General features: G+C 44.3%; 19 protein-coding genes. 3 read left to right on the top strand and 16 right to left on the bottom strand.

Translation table 11 applies throughout. The features are described 5' to 3' along the window. Nucleotides 1-57: 57 nt before the first annotated feature. Nucleotides 58-345, bottom strand: coding sequence for a hypothetical protein (locus M1D71_RS12845; RefSeq protein ID WP_458126763.1), 288 nt, complete (start codon nt 343-345; stop codon nt 58-60). Further along, the gene (locus M1D71_RS12840; protein ID WP_458126762.1) at nt 342-1,484 is read right to left on the bottom strand and encodes an NAD(P)/FAD-dependent oxidoreductase; all 1,143 of its coding nucleotides are present in this window, start codon (nt 1,482-1,484) and stop codon (nt 342-344) included. Before M1D71_RS12840 ends, M1D71_RS12845 begins: the two co-directional genes overlap by 4 nt. Before the next feature lie 294 nt (nt 1,485-1,778). Here M1D71_RS12840 and M1D71_RS12835 point away from each other — a divergent pair, with 294 nt between their 5' ends. Next, complete coding sequence (locus M1D71_RS12835) at nt 1,779-2,594, top strand: AraC family transcriptional regulator (RefSeq protein WP_458126761.1); 816 nt, start codon at nt 1,779-1,781, stop codon at nt 2,592-2,594. On the opposite strand, the gene M1D71_RS12830 is transcribed toward M1D71_RS12835, so the two are convergent. From M1D71_RS12830 to M1D71_RS12785, 10 genes are all read right to left on the bottom strand, one after another. Next, the gene (locus M1D71_RS12830; RefSeq protein WP_458126760.1) at nt 2,591-3,232 is read right to left on the bottom strand and encodes an HAD family hydrolase; all 642 of its coding nucleotides are present in this window, start codon (nt 3,230-3,232) and stop codon (nt 2,591-2,593) included. The genes M1D71_RS12835 and M1D71_RS12830 overlap by 4 nt on opposite strands. Before the next feature lie 39 nt (nt 3,233-3,271). Continuing rightward, complete coding sequence (locus M1D71_RS12825) at nt 3,272-3,865, bottom strand: DUF1349 domain-containing protein (protein ID WP_458126759.1); 594 nt, start codon at nt 3,863-3,865, stop codon at nt 3,272-3,274. 84 nt (nt 3,866-3,949) lie between these two features. After that, nucleotides 3,950-5,194: an MFS transporter gene (locus tag M1D71_RS12820; RefSeq protein WP_221819467.1), complete on the bottom strand. Its 1,245-nt coding sequence runs from the start codon at nt 5,192-5,194 to the stop codon at nt 3,950-3,952. 80 nt (nt 5,195-5,274) lie between these two features. Next, a complete protein-coding gene (locus tag M1D71_RS12815) occupies nt 5,275-6,306 on the bottom strand; it encodes a zinc-dependent alcohol dehydrogenase (RefSeq protein ID WP_458126758.1) in 1,032 nt (343 codons plus the stop codon). Nucleotides 6,307-6,348: 42 nt separating this feature from the next. Further along, a complete protein-coding gene (locus M1D71_RS12810; RefSeq protein WP_458126757.1) occupies nt 6,349-7,656 on the bottom strand; it encodes an aminotransferase class III-fold pyridoxal phosphate-dependent enzyme in 1,308 nt (435 codons plus the stop codon). Nucleotides 7,657-7,693: 37 nt separating this feature from the next. Beyond that, nucleotides 7,694-8,848 carry a glycosyltransferase family 2 protein gene (locus tag M1D71_RS12805; RefSeq protein ID WP_458126756.1) on the bottom strand — a complete coding sequence of 385 codons (1,155 nt, stop codon included), beginning with the start codon at nt 8,846-8,848 and terminating at the stop codon, nt 7,694-7,696. Between the two features lie 362 nt (nt 8,849-9,210). Next, the gene (locus M1D71_RS12800; RefSeq protein WP_458126755.1) at nt 9,211-10,824 is read right to left on the bottom strand and encodes a DUF4179 domain-containing protein; all 1,614 of its coding nucleotides are present in this window, start codon (nt 10,822-10,824) and stop codon (nt 9,211-9,213) included. Beyond that, nucleotides 10,808-11,326, bottom strand: coding sequence for an RNA polymerase sigma factor (locus tag M1D71_RS12795; RefSeq protein ID WP_458126754.1), 519 nt, complete (start codon nt 11,324-11,326; stop codon nt 10,808-10,810). Before M1D71_RS12795 ends, M1D71_RS12800 begins: the two co-directional genes overlap by 17 nt. A gap of 248 nt (nt 11,327-11,574) precedes the next feature. Further along, on the bottom strand, nt 11,575-12,141 hold the full coding sequence (locus tag M1D71_RS12790) for a TetR/AcrR family transcriptional regulator (protein WP_458126753.1): 567 nt from the start codon (nt 12,139-12,141) through the stop codon (nt 11,575-11,577). Nucleotides 12,142-12,417: 276 nt separating this feature from the next. Next, on the bottom strand, nt 12,418-13,257 hold the full coding sequence (locus tag M1D71_RS12785) for a MerR family transcriptional regulator (RefSeq protein WP_458126752.1): 840 nt from the start codon (nt 13,255-13,257) through the stop codon (nt 12,418-12,420). Between the two features lie 139 nt (nt 13,258-13,396). Here M1D71_RS12785 and M1D71_RS12780 point away from each other — a divergent pair, with 139 nt between their 5' ends. Together M1D71_RS12780 and M1D71_RS12775 are read left to right on the top strand one after the other, a co-directional pair. After that, nucleotides 13,397-14,581 (top strand): MFS transporter, encoded by a 1,185-nt coding sequence (locus M1D71_RS12780; protein WP_458126751.1) that lies wholly within the window; start codon nt 13,397-13,399, stop codon nt 14,579-14,581. Further along, nucleotides 14,557-14,901 carry a hypothetical protein gene (locus M1D71_RS12775; RefSeq protein WP_458126750.1) on the top strand — a complete coding sequence of 115 codons (345 nt, stop codon included), beginning with the start codon at nt 14,557-14,559 and terminating at the stop codon, nt 14,899-14,901. The genes M1D71_RS12780 and M1D71_RS12775 overlap by 25 nt, the downstream gene beginning before the upstream one ends. Before the next feature lie 98 nt (nt 14,902-14,999). Here the strand turns inward: M1D71_RS12775 and M1D71_RS12770 are convergent, their stop codons facing one another. The 4 genes from M1D71_RS12770 to M1D71_RS12755 form a co-directional block, all read right to left on the bottom strand. After that, on the bottom strand, nt 15,000-15,383 hold the full coding sequence (locus M1D71_RS12770) for a hypothetical protein (protein ID WP_458126749.1): 384 nt from the start codon (nt 15,381-15,383) through the stop codon (nt 15,000-15,002). A 137-nt stretch (nt 15,384-15,520) separates the two neighbouring features. Then, nucleotides 15,521-16,126 carry a pentapeptide repeat-containing protein gene (locus tag M1D71_RS12765; RefSeq protein ID WP_458126748.1) on the bottom strand — a complete coding sequence of 202 codons (606 nt, stop codon included), beginning with the start codon at nt 16,124-16,126 and terminating at the stop codon, nt 15,521-15,523. A gap of 247 nt (nt 16,127-16,373) precedes the next feature. Then, nucleotides 16,374-16,982, bottom strand: coding sequence for a GNAT family N-acetyltransferase (locus tag M1D71_RS12760; protein WP_458126747.1), 609 nt, complete (start codon nt 16,980-16,982; stop codon nt 16,374-16,376). A gap of 32 nt (nt 16,983-17,014) precedes the next feature. Continuing rightward, nucleotides 17,015-17,377, bottom strand: coding sequence for an Asp23/Gls24 family envelope stress response protein (locus tag M1D71_RS12755; protein WP_458126746.1), 363 nt, complete (start codon nt 17,375-17,377; stop codon nt 17,015-17,017). Nucleotides 17,378-17,447 lie beyond the last annotated feature (70 nt).

Raw genomic sequence — 17,447 nt, 5'->3', positions numbered from 1 at the left:
ACGTATCGTATATTTATTTTCTATCATCGGTTCAGAGAGATAGGCGATATGAACCAATCAATCGCCAAGTTTCGCCAATGCTTCCTGTAGTTGCAGCAGCTGTGCCGACAGGGTTTCAATCAAGTTCTGCGTTTGGCTCGACTTTTCCATTAAGGCTTGCTCATCCAAGTCATCTTTCGATGCATTGCCAATGGATGATGACTTGAGATGCGCCAATTCGCGTTCGTATTTTTCTTGTTTCTCCAGAGCTATTCGCAATTCTTCTTTCGTAGTACCAATCTGATGCTCCAGATATACGATATCGGACGAGTTCGCTCCATCGGATAAACGTTGTGAATATGTCATGGTTCACCTCTTTCAATTTCATCCATTGCTTTGCCAATATGGTAGGGCTCAATATCGATATCCAGCTCCATGCCAAGAGCCAATTTGGCCAGTTGACTCCCGATAAAAGGCCCCATGGTTAAGCCAGAGGCCCCAAGTCCATTGGCTGTAATCAGACCTTGCCAGCCTGGGACAGTTCCCATTACAGGCAGAAAGCCAGGTGTGAACGGACGGAATCCAACTCTTACTTCCTGGAATGTGCTATTTGCTAGCCCTGGTGCCAGTTCCAGACCTTTATTCAAAACTTCCTGCATGCCCCCTGCAGTTACTCTTGTATCATAACCTTCCACATCATTTTCATGAGTTGCACCAATCACAATCTTCTGTCGATCAAAGGCCAGCAGATATTGATCGGAAGGTGGCATGATCACAGGCCAACGGCCTGTATCCTCCCCATCCGTGACATGTAGATGCATAATTTGTGCCTTTTGATAGTGCACTTTAAAGTGGATGCCGAGCGGTTTCAGCAATGAATTGGCCCAAGCACCTGCGCAGACAATGACTTCATCTGCCAGGAAACTTTGATCATTAACACTCACACCAATGACCCGATCCGCTTCGAATTGAAGCGTAGCATCTCCATGAATCAGGGTAGCGCCATTTCGCTGTGCAGACCGGATCAGGGCATCACGCAGCGCTCTTCCGTCTATACGTGCAGCACCGCTGATATGTACCGATTGATAGCTTTCATCGAGTAGAGGAAATCGCTCACGGGTTTCTTTTTCATCCAGAGGTGTAATGTCGCCGATCTCCGGTGCATCTGCTTTGCGAAGGTGTGCCCGTTCTTCCATCTTGTTGATTTTGTCCATATCCGTATGAATACTGAGCGCACCTACTTGAGCATAACCGGTTTCCGTTTCTCCTTCACCTTCAAGCTCCGCTATGATTCCAGGATAGAACCGCGCACCTGCCTTGGCAAGCTGATACCAATCCTGATTGCGTCGCTGTGACAGCCACGGACAGATGATCCCAGCAGCTGCATCCGTCGCCTGCCCTATATCTTTTCGATCTATGATGATTACCTCTGCGCCCTGTTTGGCTAATTGATAGGCTGTTGATGCCCCCAGAATACCCGATCCGACTACGATGACTTTCTTCATGTTTTGCATTCCTTTCCTTAATCACTCATTCATTATAGCGTATACCGTTTCGCATGAAGTTGGCAAGGCAGGCGCACCTTTAGATTCATTAACAGAGAATGATCGGGCCACGGTTCACACTCATCCATCCCATACATAAATGTTGGAGCATTTTTTGAAAACGTTTTATTATCAGATGCCAATCAATTAAAATAATTCCATTTATGTAATATAATTCTCTCTAGGTTTCTTTTAACGCTGTAACCACGCCACTTACGCACATGATCCTTTAACGAAAAGAGGAATAACACGACGATGCCGAAACCTAGCATGGGGAATCCACTGGATACCGATATGCCGCTCATGATTACAGGGCAAAACCAGTTGACCGTTGATGAATTGATGAATTGGAGCGACCATTCACGGGATTACAGCATTGTACAGTGCATCGGAGGAACAGGGCGAATCGCCGCAAAGAATCATGAGTTTTCGATCAAAAAAGGGACCGCTCTCATTTTATTCCCGGAGGTAACGTACCGTTACCACAATCTGAGTGATTCATTACGATTTGATTGTCTGTCTTTCAATGGCTATTTATTGCCACGTTTCTTGCATTCCTTGCAGATCGGGGAGCTGCGCGCCTTCAAGCCGGATGGAATGCTTCATATCCTGTTGCATGAAATTACGTTGGCGCTGCAGTCCCGGCACAAGGATCAGATCTGGCACGTATCTGCGTTGCTGTACATGCTTTTGGTCAGATTAACCATTGAAGGTGAACGCTATAGTGCTTACGAACGTTCTGATGCCCGATTAAGATTGGATGAACTCATTACTTTTATCAAACAGAATTATCATCAGGATATTTCTCTCCCCATGTTGGCCGAGCAGATGGACGTTACCGAGCAGCATCTCAATCGGATATTCAAAAAAGAATTTCAAATGACTCCACTGGAGTATCTGACGCGATATCGGTTGTTGAAAGCCAAGGAAATGCTCATTGAAAATGATGCCACCACGGCTCATGAAATAGCCAAAGCAGTTGGTTTCAACAGTGCCAGTTACTTTGGATCGGTGTTCAAAAAATACGAAGGGATCTCCCCTATCGAGCTACGCAAGCAATACCTGGATTAAAGAACCTCCACATTGATCTCGGCCAGCGAGGATAACCGCAGTTCATGCATGGCGAATTCCAGACCTCGCGTTACCTCGTTCGGCACAATGATACAACGAATACCTGCCGCATTGGCTGCCTTCAGCCCGTTAGGCGAGTCTTCGAATACGATCGCTTCGGAAGCCTCGATTCCAAGACTTTGGAGAGCAAGAAGGTACAGTTCAGGATCAGGTTTGACTCGCTTCACATCCTCAGAAGTATGAACGACTGTAAAATAGTCGAAAATGCCTAATTTCTGCAAGTAACCATGTACCCAGTCCCGGGTGGAACTGGAAGCAACCGCAAGCTGAATCCCCTTTTCCCTGGCAGTCTGAAGCAGTTCATATACCCCTGGAAGAATGGAAGCTTGTCCCAAATAAGCTTCGTATTTCTGTTCAGAGAGCAGTTTGATATGATCATGATCTATCTTTTTTTGGAGGGCCTGCTCCAGATATAGAAACGGATGGAACTCATCAAAGGATGTCCCCACATTTTTCGACCACAGCTCCAGACCCAGTTCGAGTCCGTGCTCTTCATATATATCGCGAAACGCATAGTACCAAGGCGTCTCCGTATCCACAATGAGTCCATCAAAATCAAATATAAATGCTTTTACCATGAATCTATTCTCCCTCCAATGGTTGGCCGGGGGAGCGGATTAGAAACGTGCGGTCAAGTCCGGATGGGTGACGTTCACAGATAAAAAGTGACACGAACAGCCCGTTCCAGTCGGTGACTGTGCAACTAATCCAGCTCGAATATCCCCCTGTATCGGCATGCCGAAATATCGAATTAATTTCCACTCATCCCCATCGGGTGAATAAAAGAATGATATGCAGTCCTCTACTTTGCGTATACGCAGGTAGGGATTAGGAACGGAGACTTCAACTGAATTGCAATCATCAGATGAACCATCACGTGTCACCACGGACACGATGGTAGGCACTTTTCCATCATATTCAAAACAAATTTTGCACCAGTTACGATCATCAGCCATCACCATCAGACAACCGGAATCATATTGATTTTTCATATCCACCGTTAACTGGGTTGTGATTTCGAAGTCTCCAGGCACAGGCATGGACAAAAACGGTGCAGTTGCACGAATGTGCTTCCCTGCTGGATCTTGAAAAAAGTCCGTATCCGCCTGTGCTTCCACAATTACACCTCCCTGATCCGTATAGGACCAGGTCTCAGGCTCGTTCATCCAGCTCCATTGCTTCCGTGCTTCTGATGTCATTACGTTAGTCATTTTCCTTAGCAGCCTCCCAAGTTATAATATAATCTAGTTTTTTCTGTACTACATATTCGCTCCATATACAGAAAACCCCTTCTTCTACATATTTTTGTAAGGCTCCAGCACTTGGGAGTGCTTCTGGGGATCAGGCAGGAATAACATAATGACCATCAGCACGACGTATAGACCAAGAATGACACTGAACAACAGCGTTGGATTGTGATGGTAGAGCAAGCCGGTCAGGTAACCGGATGGAATGGCTGTAAGCGTCATGACTGTCTGCACGGCCGAGAACATATCGGCTTTCTCATGCGTACCCAATCGGTTCATCAGCAGGGAATCCCGATATGTCTGCAGAATGAAGTTACCCGCAGCGAGTACGATTAGCGTGAGAAACAACATCGCGATATTCCCCACAGGGATCAATAGAAATAGAATAGCTCCTGCCGTACTGAGTACGATGGAAAAACCAACATACTTTTCTTCCGAACGCCGTTTCAGTCGCGGAATGATCACCAGATAGAGCAGCATAACGGTTACTGCGGTCACAACTGGAATAAACGAAATGACACGGTCATCAAACTTCAACTGTTCTTTGAAGAAAATGACCTGAAAGAAATTCAGCTGCAAGATCAGATTGGACAATACTGTAATCAAAATGATCGGAAAAAGTCTTCGTTTGTAGAATGACTTGCCGAACAGGCGCAGACTTGACCCCAAACTTTGAAGGACGCGGGTTTTGCTATGCAACCCCATAAGCTCCTTGCCGACCTCGGTCTCATCCGTGTATCGGTTACGAATGAAGAACATGGCAGTCATCAGGATGCCCCCGACAAAGTAAATGCTGGCGAGTGTAGGTACGATACCATAATCAGCAATGACTACCCCGGCAATAGGGGTTAATACCCCGGCTCCTGTAATGATCATATTGAGAATGGCAAACACCTTCGATCGTTTGTGTTCCTCCACATCCTCTATGATCAGACAGTTAAAGGCGACCGTTACAAACTTGGATGTTGCGTTCAGTAAATAAGCGATCAGGAACAGCCAGAAGTTCTGAGAGAAGGCCCAGATGAACATGGGAACACTCCAGGCAAGCAGATCAAAGATCAGCGTTGTTCGTTTGCGCCCCAGCTTATTCGTAATGGAACCCGCAAACAATTGAAAGATAAAGGCAAAATAAAGATTCACCGAATTAATTAAACCGATTTCAATATCCGAAAGTCCGGCTTCCTTCATATATAAAGGAGCATAAAAGAGAACGATCGTGCCCGGAATGGCCCATACCGGTTCGAGTAAAATGGAGTACCGTGGATTCTTCGGCAAATCTTGAAGCAGTTTCAATCGATATCCCTTCTTTCTGCGGTTTTCACCGCTGCGATGTCCTACTTCTCGCAGCGGCGAACCCGCTAATGTCTACATGCTTATAGGATCAGAGCTGTTTTCACCGAATTCATGGGCAAAGTCTCTCCGGTACGCAGGTCATAACCAATCGTTCCATTGAAGGCCTGTTCATAATCACTCAACAGTTCCTTCGCTGTCACCATCTGCTCCAGTTCCGGAATACTTTGGGCAAATTTCAGTGCCGTGCTGATCATTGAGTGATTAGCTACCGCACCGATGATACTAATACCATCATTAATTACGGCTGTAGATTTGAACGTCACCTCATAGCTGTCGTCATACCCCATAGGAATGATTTTGCCGCCTTTAGCAATCATCTCAAATCCCACATGAAGCTGGTTACCAACCGCGTCCACCACAATATCAAACTTCTTGTTATTATTGATCTCGTATACTTTATCGAGCGTCAATTCCTGAGGATAGAACACATGATCCGCAATCTCTGAAGCAAACTCTTTGCGGTATGGATCGACCTCCGTGCCTACGGTAAGCCTTGCCAATCTTTTGCTCACAAGCTGACACAGGGAACCGATTGCACCCGAACCGAGGACCAGTACAGAGTCACTTGGCTTAGTCCCTGCTTTCATGAATGTCTGAAGAACACACCCCAGTGGTTCGATCATCATGGCCGTTTCCCAGCTCATAGAATCTGGGATGGCATAGATATACTTCTCATCACCAACAAAATACTCAGCGAAGGTTCCATGCGTGGTCATGCCTACTTGATAGTCATCAAAATTCTCGCAGTAGATGAACAGACCTTCGCGGCAATAGGAGCAGGTACCGCAAGATTGCGTGGGATCAACCAATACCCGATCACCGATCTTGAAACCCCGAACTTCGTCACCCACCTCAACCACGGTGCCCACACCTTCATGACCAATAATCGTTCCTTTATTCGCAGGCACTTTGCCTTTGACAATATTCAGATCTGTACCGCAGATGCCTGAACCATAGATTTTAATTTTTACCTGATTAGGTCTTTGAATGGTTGGCTCATCAATATCCTGGTAAGCCACCTGTTTGAGATCCTGATATACGAGTGCTTTCATTGAATATTCCTCCTAGTCGATTGTCGATTTCTATTTTATGGATTAAGCTTCAAACGTTTTCGAAAGTTGCATCGAATGAAGATGGTCCTGCTTCTGAATCTCTTTCCAGTCGGACAGGATCTGCAACAGAGCTTCCTCGACCCACAGCAATTCTTCGCGTGTATGTGCGTCGGAAAAAATAAAGTAGCCTTTGGTGAAAATGCCGAAGTGAGCCATCTTCTTCACCATGAACTCGCGGAAAGGGTCCGTTTGAAAGTTATCTTCAGCCAAGGATTGAATGCAGAAGCTTGCATATGTCCCCTTCACTTCCAATTGATCCGTCAATCCGAGTAACACAAGTTCAGATTCAAGACGATCCATGATCCGGGTTGCCGGATCACGCCAAGTCGGCCATACTTTCGCATTCTTCATTAATCGTTCACAGGCAATGGCTGCAGCTAGTGCTGTCGTTTCGCTGGAATGGGCATTGCTGAATCTGACCTGTCCTGACAAGGACATTAGGTGCTGAGGTCCCATAACCGCTGCGAGCGGTAAACCGTTTGCCATACCTTTCGAGATGCAAAGCAGATCAGGCCAGATGTCATATTCTCCTGCTGTAGCCTGCTTGCCCATCCGAATACCGGAAGTTACCTCATCGAATATGATAATGATGTCCAGGGACCGGCACAGGGTTACCACTTCCCCCAGCGCTTCCTTTTTCCACTCATTGGGACATAGAACTATACATGCGATATCCTCGGGAGATGAGGTAATCTGGGCCTTAATTCGCTCTGCTGTGGGCTTGTTCACCCAGATCGTTGAACGCTCGATATCTACTGGAATGCCACGTTCTTTCGTCTGGCCGCCATAATAACCATAGGCGGACCAATCATGCCACCCGTGATAAGCTGTCGCAATAACCTTGCTTTTCCCACTTGCAGCGCGGGCTAGACGTACAGCCCCACTCACTGCATCGGCACCACTTTTGGTGAAGCGCAGTGACGGATAGCGACCCTCGAACCGCTCCAGAATCAACTCGGCGCATTCAAGTTCGATGTCGGCAGGAACCGAAAAGCTTGTCCCTTTTTTCAACTGGTGAATGACGGTGAGTTGGACTTCATGCCTGGCATGGCCCCATGGTGCCGTACCCATGGCCATTTCGCAATCCAGCCATTCATTGCCGTCGATATCTGTAAATCGGGACTTGTAAGCCTCTGCACAACACACGGGGGTATGCCCCGGGAATAAACGTTCAGGTGCTTTGGCTAAAGTGCTGCATCCGCTCGGAATTACCTTTTCGACTTGTTCCAACCACTCCAGATTACGGGTAAATCGTACGGCACGATCCAGCGTGCTCTCTTTTTCTTTCACCTTAAGTACCTCCCTGTTTACTTTCGTTGTGAGTGAATTACCGAACTTTCGTTCCAGGCCAGCATCCATCGTATATGCGATCCATTGTAATTACATTGCCATACAGGTCTATGATCAGATCCTTGGCTCGATGAGCGTGTCTCATCTCAATCCAGTAGCGGTTCTCCAACAACCGGGCGAAATTGTCCACTAAGAACAGCAATCTATTCTCACTATGAATCAGTTCCTTGCCCAGGACCTGCGGCAGCCAGATGGCTCCGTTGGAATTGAAGCGGTTCGAATAGTCACGTACTTCCGCTACATTTACAAATTCGGCTTCATGCAGCTTGGTCCAGAACGTATCGGCATCACTGCGAACCTCTGCAAGATCAATGCCGACAATCGGCAGATGCTGATATTCCCCTTGGCTTTCCAGCTGTTCTTTCAGATGACCGAAAACGAAAGGCCACACGTCAGCCTCAATTTGACCGCCCCACTTTTTCCAGAAGCGTGCCAGATTGTTCTTGCGGTTGAAATTGCGGTGAATACCGCTGCTGCGTTCCCAGTGATAGGCTTGAATATTCGGGTTAATGACCGTATCGTATCCCGCAGCCCGTGCTCGCATCTGATAATCAAAATCCTCATACCCGTTAAAGAACTTCTCATCGAGGTTACCGATGGTCTCGTAGACCTCCCGCTTCATGCCGAACATGGCGAACACCACCAGTTGAACAGAGAAGGTTTCTTTCGGGATATCATCAGGGGATGCGTTCAGGAACAGGTGACGGCCGATGGTGTCTGCAAAAGCAATACCGCAGTGCTGCACGCCTCCTGTTTGCGGATACAACAGAACGCCTCCAATCATGCCAATCGTAATATCGCTGTCCAGTGTCTCTTTCATCATCGGTTGCCAGTTCGGTTGAAGAATGGTGTCGGAATCCAGGAAGAAAATGTACTCTCCCTTGGCAAGACTGAGTGCGCTATTAATCGACACGGCGCAACCGAGTGGAAAATCATGCTGAAGAATCTCGATGGTCACACCTTCTCTTACTTCTTGCTTCAGTTTATCCAGATGTTGAAAAACGGCTGAACCGGAACCATCGTTGATGAAAATAATCTGAGTGGATGGACTTACCGTCCGGAGCAACGAATCAGTGAACAGGTTCAGAATGTTATAATCCTGGTTGACTGGTACAATAATGGTGTAAAGCATGGAATCCCTCCTGATTGGGTTGATGGAATGAGTACATTAGCTGATTCGAACTGCACAATTGCAGGTGTTCTGTCCGGCCTCCTCGTTTGAATTTTTTGTCTTTATTTGGTAATGATTTGAATCTACTAGAAATTTATATCATTTTTTGTAAACTTGAAATCTTAAATTCTGAACTCTGTTAATATTTGAATATGTGTTAAACGCAAATTAAACGTGATTTCGCTCTACCAAATGCTGTTGTGAACGCAAAAAACACCCTCAAAGAGTCCTGCGTATCGAATGATACCGTTGACTATTTGGGGTGTTCAGAATTACCTCTGTTATCTTTGGACGTTTTAGCCTGACTCGTACTTAGATTTATCTTATAGTTTAACTTCTACGTTCCGGTCTGGATCACTATATTTATATATACCAGGGTTAAGTTCAATCTTTCCATCAAATGGAATACCTTCGTAGGTATCAATATAAATTCCTGAAGATACCATCCCCTTAGGTGTAACATCAGGTACCACTTCTTTGCCGTTAATACGTAACGTTGTTTGGTTAACACCTTTGAAACCAGGCGTTTTGGAAGATGACTCTACAATTAATTTCTCCCCATCAGTATAGTAAGTGAATTGTATTTCAAGTCCATCGACAGTCAGTTTGGTGTATTGCTTTTCTTTCTCTGGTCTATTTAAACGAATCCAGTTTTTAGTGGTATCTCGTTTCTCAACAACGGCATCTTTTAAGATGAGTTTCATTGGAACATCCGACCAGGTTTGATACCACTCAGGAGATTCAAATTGAAATAAATGCTGATAACTACCGGGATGGTCTCCTTTCAATGTCCTCTCTCCAGTTATTGTGTTGTCACCTATAACTAACTGGGCTGTATTGTATCGAACAATACCTTCTTTTAGCGAACCCTCTTCGTCGATAAAAATCTGGAGATTCAAGGGAGTGACTTGGAGCTGATCTAAAGTGATACCTGTTTTTTCTTGGAATTCAGAATTTGCATCCAATTTCTTAGTGTAAATATACTCACTTGCTTTTTTCCCATCTGCCGCAAAATCAAACTTCCACGTCCCCAATATCCGTTTTGCTTCTTCAGTATAAACGAGATGAAGATTGATTTTTGTCCATTCTTTTTCGGTTATATCAAATACCTGTTCAATCAACAAACCCGTATCTTCGCTGGGCAACCAGGTTGGCATTGCGTCTAATAATTGAGCGCCGTTATGAACTACCAAATGGGGATTACCTCGTCCCATGTCAGATGGGGATGCAGCAACTTTATAACGAATAACGGTTTGATTTTCCGAATGTTTAACGGATTCAATATGGATCGTTGGATATTGCGCAACTCCAGTGACTATCGCATCTCCAACTGCACGAGAAGATTCTAAGGAAACATCTCTATCCCGATAAAAAATAAGATTTTGTGCTTCGAATGTATATTCTTTGCTACCATCCTTTAATGTATCAGGTGTTTCATAGACCCCAATGAGTTTTTGACTCCCAGGATCGTATCCTAAATTACCATATACGTTCGCGTTCGCATCGGACTCACCTTTTAAGATATTTTTCTCCGTAGTAAACCCCGTATACTTTGAAAGATCGGTTGATGTGTCCATAGATATCAGCATCTTCATTTTTTCTCCGTCTGTTACAACCCCCCTCAAATTCATTGTTACACCTGAACTAGATGACTGAAGATCATATTGCTGGCCGACTCCATTACTTATTGCGTTTGCGACGGTGCGTCCTCCAATTCGATCCCAATCAATTGTCACATTTGCGAATACAGGAATAGCAACAAGCAAGAAACAAGAAACAAGAATACTGATGGGAATTGCTTTAGCTCGATATCCAGTAGGCTTGTCTGATGACTGCAGATTGACTCGGCGTTTATGTGCTTCTTTCTCAATGTTTGTCCACATTAAGTCATAATCCGGATGAGAATTACCCTTTTCTTTATTAGAATACTGATTCACTATTACTCATCTCCTTTAGTTGAGGTTCAACCATTTTATTAAGAAGTTTCAACCCTTTGTTCAATCTAGATTTTGCAGTTCCTTCAGGTATATTCATGACTTTAGAAATCTCAGGTACAGTCAAATCATTGATAAATCGAAGGACAACAACCATCCTGATCTTGTCAGGAAGTTCACTATATAACCCTTGTAACTCTTCTTTTGTTTCCCTAAGGTACACTCTCTCTTCCACTGGGTTATAACTCTGGGATTTGGACAACAAATAATGCCGCACTTCTTTCATCCATCCAGATTTACGTCTTCTAATAACGGTATGACACTCATTTGAAGCAATTCGTAATATCCATGATTTCAAGTTCCTTACCTTAGTTCTGTCAGCCAAAATCACTTTAACAAATACTTCTTGGCAAATGTCCTCAGCATCTGCCTGATTTTTCATCAGATAATAACAGAAGTAGTAAACTTGCTCTTTGTATAATTCAAAAATTTCTCTGTCAGTCATTCTATAGCACCCCCTTTTGCTGTGTTTTCATTAATAAGACAAATAATGCTATGTAATCGTTCATTTTGTTATAGTTAGTTTTACTAAATCTCAGATGCCCAGTACAGGTTAGTTCAATGTCTCTGGCTTGAAACAGGTATGTATAACCATAAAGAAACAAAAAAAAGCCGCTAAATTAGCGACTTTTATAAAGTCATTTGGTCATCAAGTGACGTGCTGATGTTGTAAGTTAGTCTCACCCCTAAATTTCACTTCTGCTTAAATCCATGATAAAACGTGTCTACAACAAGCGCAGGGGCGGCTTTTCTCGCGATATGACCACTTACAACCTGCTGCCACGTCAGGAACATGATGGAATACAGGACATCTACAATCCAGGTTTTATCGAGATCGGAGCGGAAATAACCTTTTTGTTGCAACAGACCAACCGCATGCAATACAGGTTCTCTCAGTTTCAGATCTGCTCCCTCAATCTCGGAATTATAGTTAATGGTGGTGTCATGAGCCAGAAAATAAATTTTGTCGCCTAATGGAATAAGCGCTTCAATCAGCTCGGGTATGTACTTTTCACAGTGCTCCTCATCCAGTTGAATTTCTTTCATGGTCTCACTGACCACTTCGATTGCGCGTAATCCCAGATAAACCATGAGCTGCTCGCGGCTTTCCACATATCGATGTAAAGTGGCAATCCCGATTTTTGCAGACTCTGCAATTTCATTCATGGAAGCATTCGGCTTTTCAATCAGCAACTTGGTCGCCTCGTCCAGAATGGAATGTAGCCTGGTTTGTTTGATTGTTGTCATTTCTTTTTTCATAGGTATTACACCTCTTGGCGAATTAGTCTACAATTGATCTGATCATCCATCATATGAGTGGGTGAGATTATAAAATTATAGCATACATTCTCACGATATCGCATTCTGAACGTAACAAACCATTTCTTGTATACATGCTGTAAATATAAAACTTAAAAGCCGCCATTCGGCGGCTCTTAGCTTCGTTATCTTTTATCTCAGTCCGTTGCTTATAGTTCGATGATTCTTGTTGCAATATTTGCGCAAAATTCACTGTCATGCTCTACACCCGCACCTTTAAATCATTGCGTTATCTGCCATACACACCTCTGCGTAAATCTTAATGATGTACTCTTCGGGATTACTTTCCGCGAAATAACTAAGCAGGTCCAGTGCATACACATTGCCACAGACTTGCAGACCTTCTCTTTCTATATATTCTTTCATCATGGAATACGTCTTCGGCATGCTTTCGTATGACCCACGATGATTCATGACGGCATACATTCCTCTAGGCTTAATCAATATCATTTCCCCTGAAATGGGAGCTTTTATTTTGTTGCAAAAGTAATCCGGATAGTATTCCCCTGCCTCAAAGCGCTCCTGACGTAAAATCGTCCATACCGGAAACTCATAATCAATCATCTGTTCATCACAATGGCTCCTATATTCAGTAAACTTACGGGAAAATTCCTTATCCCCATCGCCCTGCTCCAGTTGAACTGCAATAAAATACTCCAGCTCACAATGTTCAATCTTGGGCCCTTCATGCGAAGCATCCGTGGCTTGTTTCGTCATTTCAATGGCACCACTTAGCAGCTTCTGCATACGCTTGATTCGTTGTTGCTCCAGTTCAAGTTCCTTCCATTTCTGTTCAAACAGCTCGATTAGCATGGGCGTATTCTGATCTTCAATAAACGACTTAATCTCCTGAAGTGAACTTCCAGCCTTCTTCAGCACCTGTATGACATCCAGTACATACGTTTGTTGTACACCATAATAGCGGTAACCCTTGGCATTGATAAAGTCCGGCTTTAACAGCCCAATCTCGTCATAGTGAAACAAGGTATGTTTGGTCACTCCGCAGATCTTGGCAAATTCACTGGTGCTAAAGTGTTGTGCGTGATTTTCAGCCATCTTCAGGCCCTCCATGTACATATGTAGTCTAAGTTCTGTCAGTATGACTGCATTATAGTCTGTAAAGAAAAGTTTGACTATAGGGTTACCCGATAGTTTAGTCTGGAATTGTAAGTTATTCATATCGTCGGAGGGAAACATGTCAAAATTCAAACGTTGGATGATTCTTGTTATTGTCTCAAGTGCATTATTACTCATTGTGATGGATATGACCATCCTGTACACGGCCATACCCAGCTTGACCCATGATCTCGGTGCATCAGCTTCGGAGAAATTATGGATTCTAAACGGTTACTCCCTCGTCATGGCAGGTCTTCTTCCTGCAATGGGAACACTCGGAGACCGTCTTGGTCATAAAAAAATATTTACTCTTGGATTGCTCGTCTTTTCTGCCGCTTCTCTTGCTGCCGCCTTTTCTCCTGTGCCAGCTGTGCTGGTCATGAGCAGAATTCTTCTTGCTGTAGGCGCATCCATGATGATGCCAGCGACATTGTCGATCATCAGAGTTACGTTTACGAATGAACGAGAACTCGCACTGGCGATCGGCATATGGGGTTCCATTGCATCAGGTGGTGCAGGACTGGGACCGATTGTCGGCGGACTGCTTCTTCAACATTTCTGGTGGGGCTCTGTGTTTCTGATTAACCTGCCTATCGCTATTCTCGCGTTTGTATTCGCACTGAAAATGATTCCTAATCACCAAGGGGATGCGTCGAAAAAGTGGGACTTCACCAGTTCCATTCAGATCATGATTGCCATGGTCGGAATTATCTATTCCATCAAGGAATTCACAAGACGCGAAGGATCTCTCACACTCGCTATCCTTGCTGCTGTGATTGGCGTTCTGTCCCTTATCATCTTTATTCGCCGTCAGAATAACAGTACCCACCCGCTTCTGGATCTGTCCTTGTTCAAAATCCCAAGATTCAGCACCGGTTTTATTACCGCACTGGTTGGCTTATTCGCACAAATGGGTGTGCAATATATGGTCACTCAGCGACTTCAGCTTGTGGAAGGCATGTCACCGCTTCAGGCTGGACTATTCACCGTATCCATACCTGTTGCAGCACTCATTGCCGGACCTGTTACGGGGGCTATCATGCACCGTGTGGATGTTGTATATATCAAAAGCTTCTCTCTCATGTTCGCCGCCCTTGGCATGGGGACGTACCTGATGTATTTCAATGCTGGGTTTACCGGGCAGATTATCGGTTTGGCACTACTTGGTGCAGGTCTTGGTTCAGGAATGACCGCTGCTTCCCATTCCATTATGAGTTATGCACCACCCACAAAGCGGGTATGGCCGCATCCATTGAGGAAGTAGGTTATGAGCTGGGCGGAGCATCCGGTATTGCCATCATCGGCAGCATATCGACCTTGTTCTACACACTGGCAATGAAGATTCCTGAGGGCATTCATGTGCCGTCCAATGTGAAGGACAGTCTGGATGAAGCGCTTCTTGCCGCCGAAAGCTTGCCTCCCGCGTCTGCTGAATCACTCACAAATGCCGCCTTTGCTGCTTTTGACCAATCCTTCTTTGTCGTCATTGCTGGTGTGACCGTATTTCTGTTCATTGCTGCTTTGATTATGAGTTGGGTTGCCGTGCGCTTGAAACGAACAAAAAAGCACAGCGTTAAAGCATAATCCAATTGAAATTAACGTCAAAAACCATTACCTGATTTGTCTCAGGTAATGGTTTTTTGATACGTCTGATCACAGAAGTTGTCCGCAGTGGGTACACCTTACATAATATAGGCATCCTCTACCTCAACTTTTCGTTCATTCCCCTTCGCAATGTATCTTACGTTAATGATATTTCCTTTCTGGAAGTGGGGAATATGCGTGATCGGGATATAAGTCTCTATTATTGTCGGAAAGGTACGGCCGTCAACTTGGGTTACCGTCAAATCCAGTCGCACGCCTGGCCTTCCATCCATACTGGATGAAGTCTGTACAATATCATGAATGATTGCTTCTACTGGAATTCCGTCCATCAGAATGCTCTTGCGAAGGTGATGTTTCTCTTTATTGTTACGTAGCAGTTTAAATGCCATAAGCGTAGTGATCGTGCCTGTTATAAGCCCAAAGACAATAATAGCAACAAAAGTAATTAATGTGACCGTCATGATGGCCTCCTTTTATTTGAAACTTATGTTGACTACTTCTTGTTTATATCTCTTTTTCCTGCCTATTTTCTTGAATAGGAACGCTTTAAAGTCAAAAAAACCGCCTTAAAGGCGGCTTCTTGCTTCGTATGTTCAACTCAATCTACTTTCGCACCATACGAGCGTACAAACAGAACGGCTTGTTCGCGATCCAAACGTACGCCTTTGATATCCAGTGATTTCAGATCAATTCCTTCCAGATTAGCCCCTCTTAGATCGGCCCCTTGCAGCTTAGCTCTGCTCAATACGACTCTGGTAAGATCACAGTCTCTCAAATCCGCTTTGGTGAAATCCGTGTCTGTAAAGTCGGCTTCAAAGAAACGAATTCCTCTCAAATCCTGTTTTCCTAATCGGGTATGTCTCAGATTCGTATAAGACCAATCGCCTTGACTCAGGGTAATGCCATCCATTTGCGCACCTGAGAAGTCTGAGCCTGTCATCTTGCAAGAGCTGAATTTGGAAGCAAAGAGATTCGCACCACCGAAGGTACAGTTTTCAAAAGCCGATTCCGTATGAATCGAACCATTCATGGAAGCCCCTTTGAAGTCACACTCGATAAAGCGGCAGTTACTTGTCTCGATCTCTTCCATGGAAGCATTCATGAATGTACATTGTTTGAAAACACAGCTTATGAGTTCTCCGTATCGCAGATCACGTCCCTCAAAATGTACTGCATCATATTCCTGATCCTTGTATTGAAACACCGATTACACCCCATCTTGTTTGTTTATCCGTCTTTCTTCATTTAAAGAACTTTTTATACTATACCACACCCCTGTCAAGTACCTGCTTAAACACAAAGGAAAGTCAAGTACCTTTTTTCATGAGAAAAATCTGAAAACCAAAAAAGGAACGCATAAAGCGTCCCTCCAGCCCAAACTTTTAACTGTTCCGATGTTGGCTTATGTATATGGACCTTCCAGTTCCTTCATCTATTCGTATTAGACAACATTACACCAGTTTTTTGGACATCCTGTACAGGGATAGCGCAGGTTTATTGATTTCCCCTACTCTCTGGTATCCCAAACGTTCATACAGTTTAATAGCCAATGCATTTTCCTGTTTAACCGTGAGCGAAGCTTTGGACAGACCCTGTATTACGGCTTGCTCCTCGGCAAATTGAATAAGCTGGGTCCCCACGCCAAGTCCTCTGCTTTCGGGCAATGTAGCCAAGGTTCCGATATGGTACTCATCGTTTTCTGCTTCTTTCAATGTCACCATGGAGTAAAACTCTTTCCAGTGTTGGAGATTATACTTAATCAGGCACCATTTACGAAGTTCAAACAGCTTGGAGAACGTTGGCAAAGCAAGTTTGTTCATTAAAGTGGTCGGATAACACATAATCATGCCCAGCGTTTGGCTACCCATTTTGGCTTCATAAGCGTATTGATGACTGAATCGGTTCTGATTTGAACGCCATAACGTGTTGAACGTTTTTTCTATGATGCCTTTATCTTTGGTACCTGCAAGCGAAAAGGCCATATAATCAAGTGCCATCTGATTCAATTGCCCTCCGACTACTGATTGTGGACTGGCTTTTATAATGGAAATCTTATTCATCGCTGTCACTCCTATAGGTAGCTGAAATTGAACTAAAACCTCGCATCAGGTTGATTCAGTGAAATGCCCTCAACGATCACGTTCACCGTATCAATGGTTAAGCCGGTCAGCTGTTCAACATGCACTCTCACATTGTTTTGCAATTCCCTGCAGACCTCATGCACTTTCGTTCCATAACGAACGACAACCTTTAAGTTAATCTCCAGTCTGGATTCTACCTTGCGGATAGCTATGCCATTTTGCAGACTTTTCCCGCTCCACTTTTTGGTGATTCCTTCTACAAGTCCTGTCGACATGGAGGAAATCTCACTGGTGGTATTCGTGATCTTGCCGACAATTTTGGAGATCACATCATCCGATATTTGAATTTTTCCCAGAACATTTTGAATGGACATTCCATGTCCTCCTTTGTATCTTCATATTTATGATAGAAGTTAATATCATTTAATATAAATATAAATCATT

Source organism: Paenibacillus sp. Z3-2 (assembly GCF_054161325.1).
This window is presented reverse-complemented; position numbering and strand designations above follow the sequence as displayed.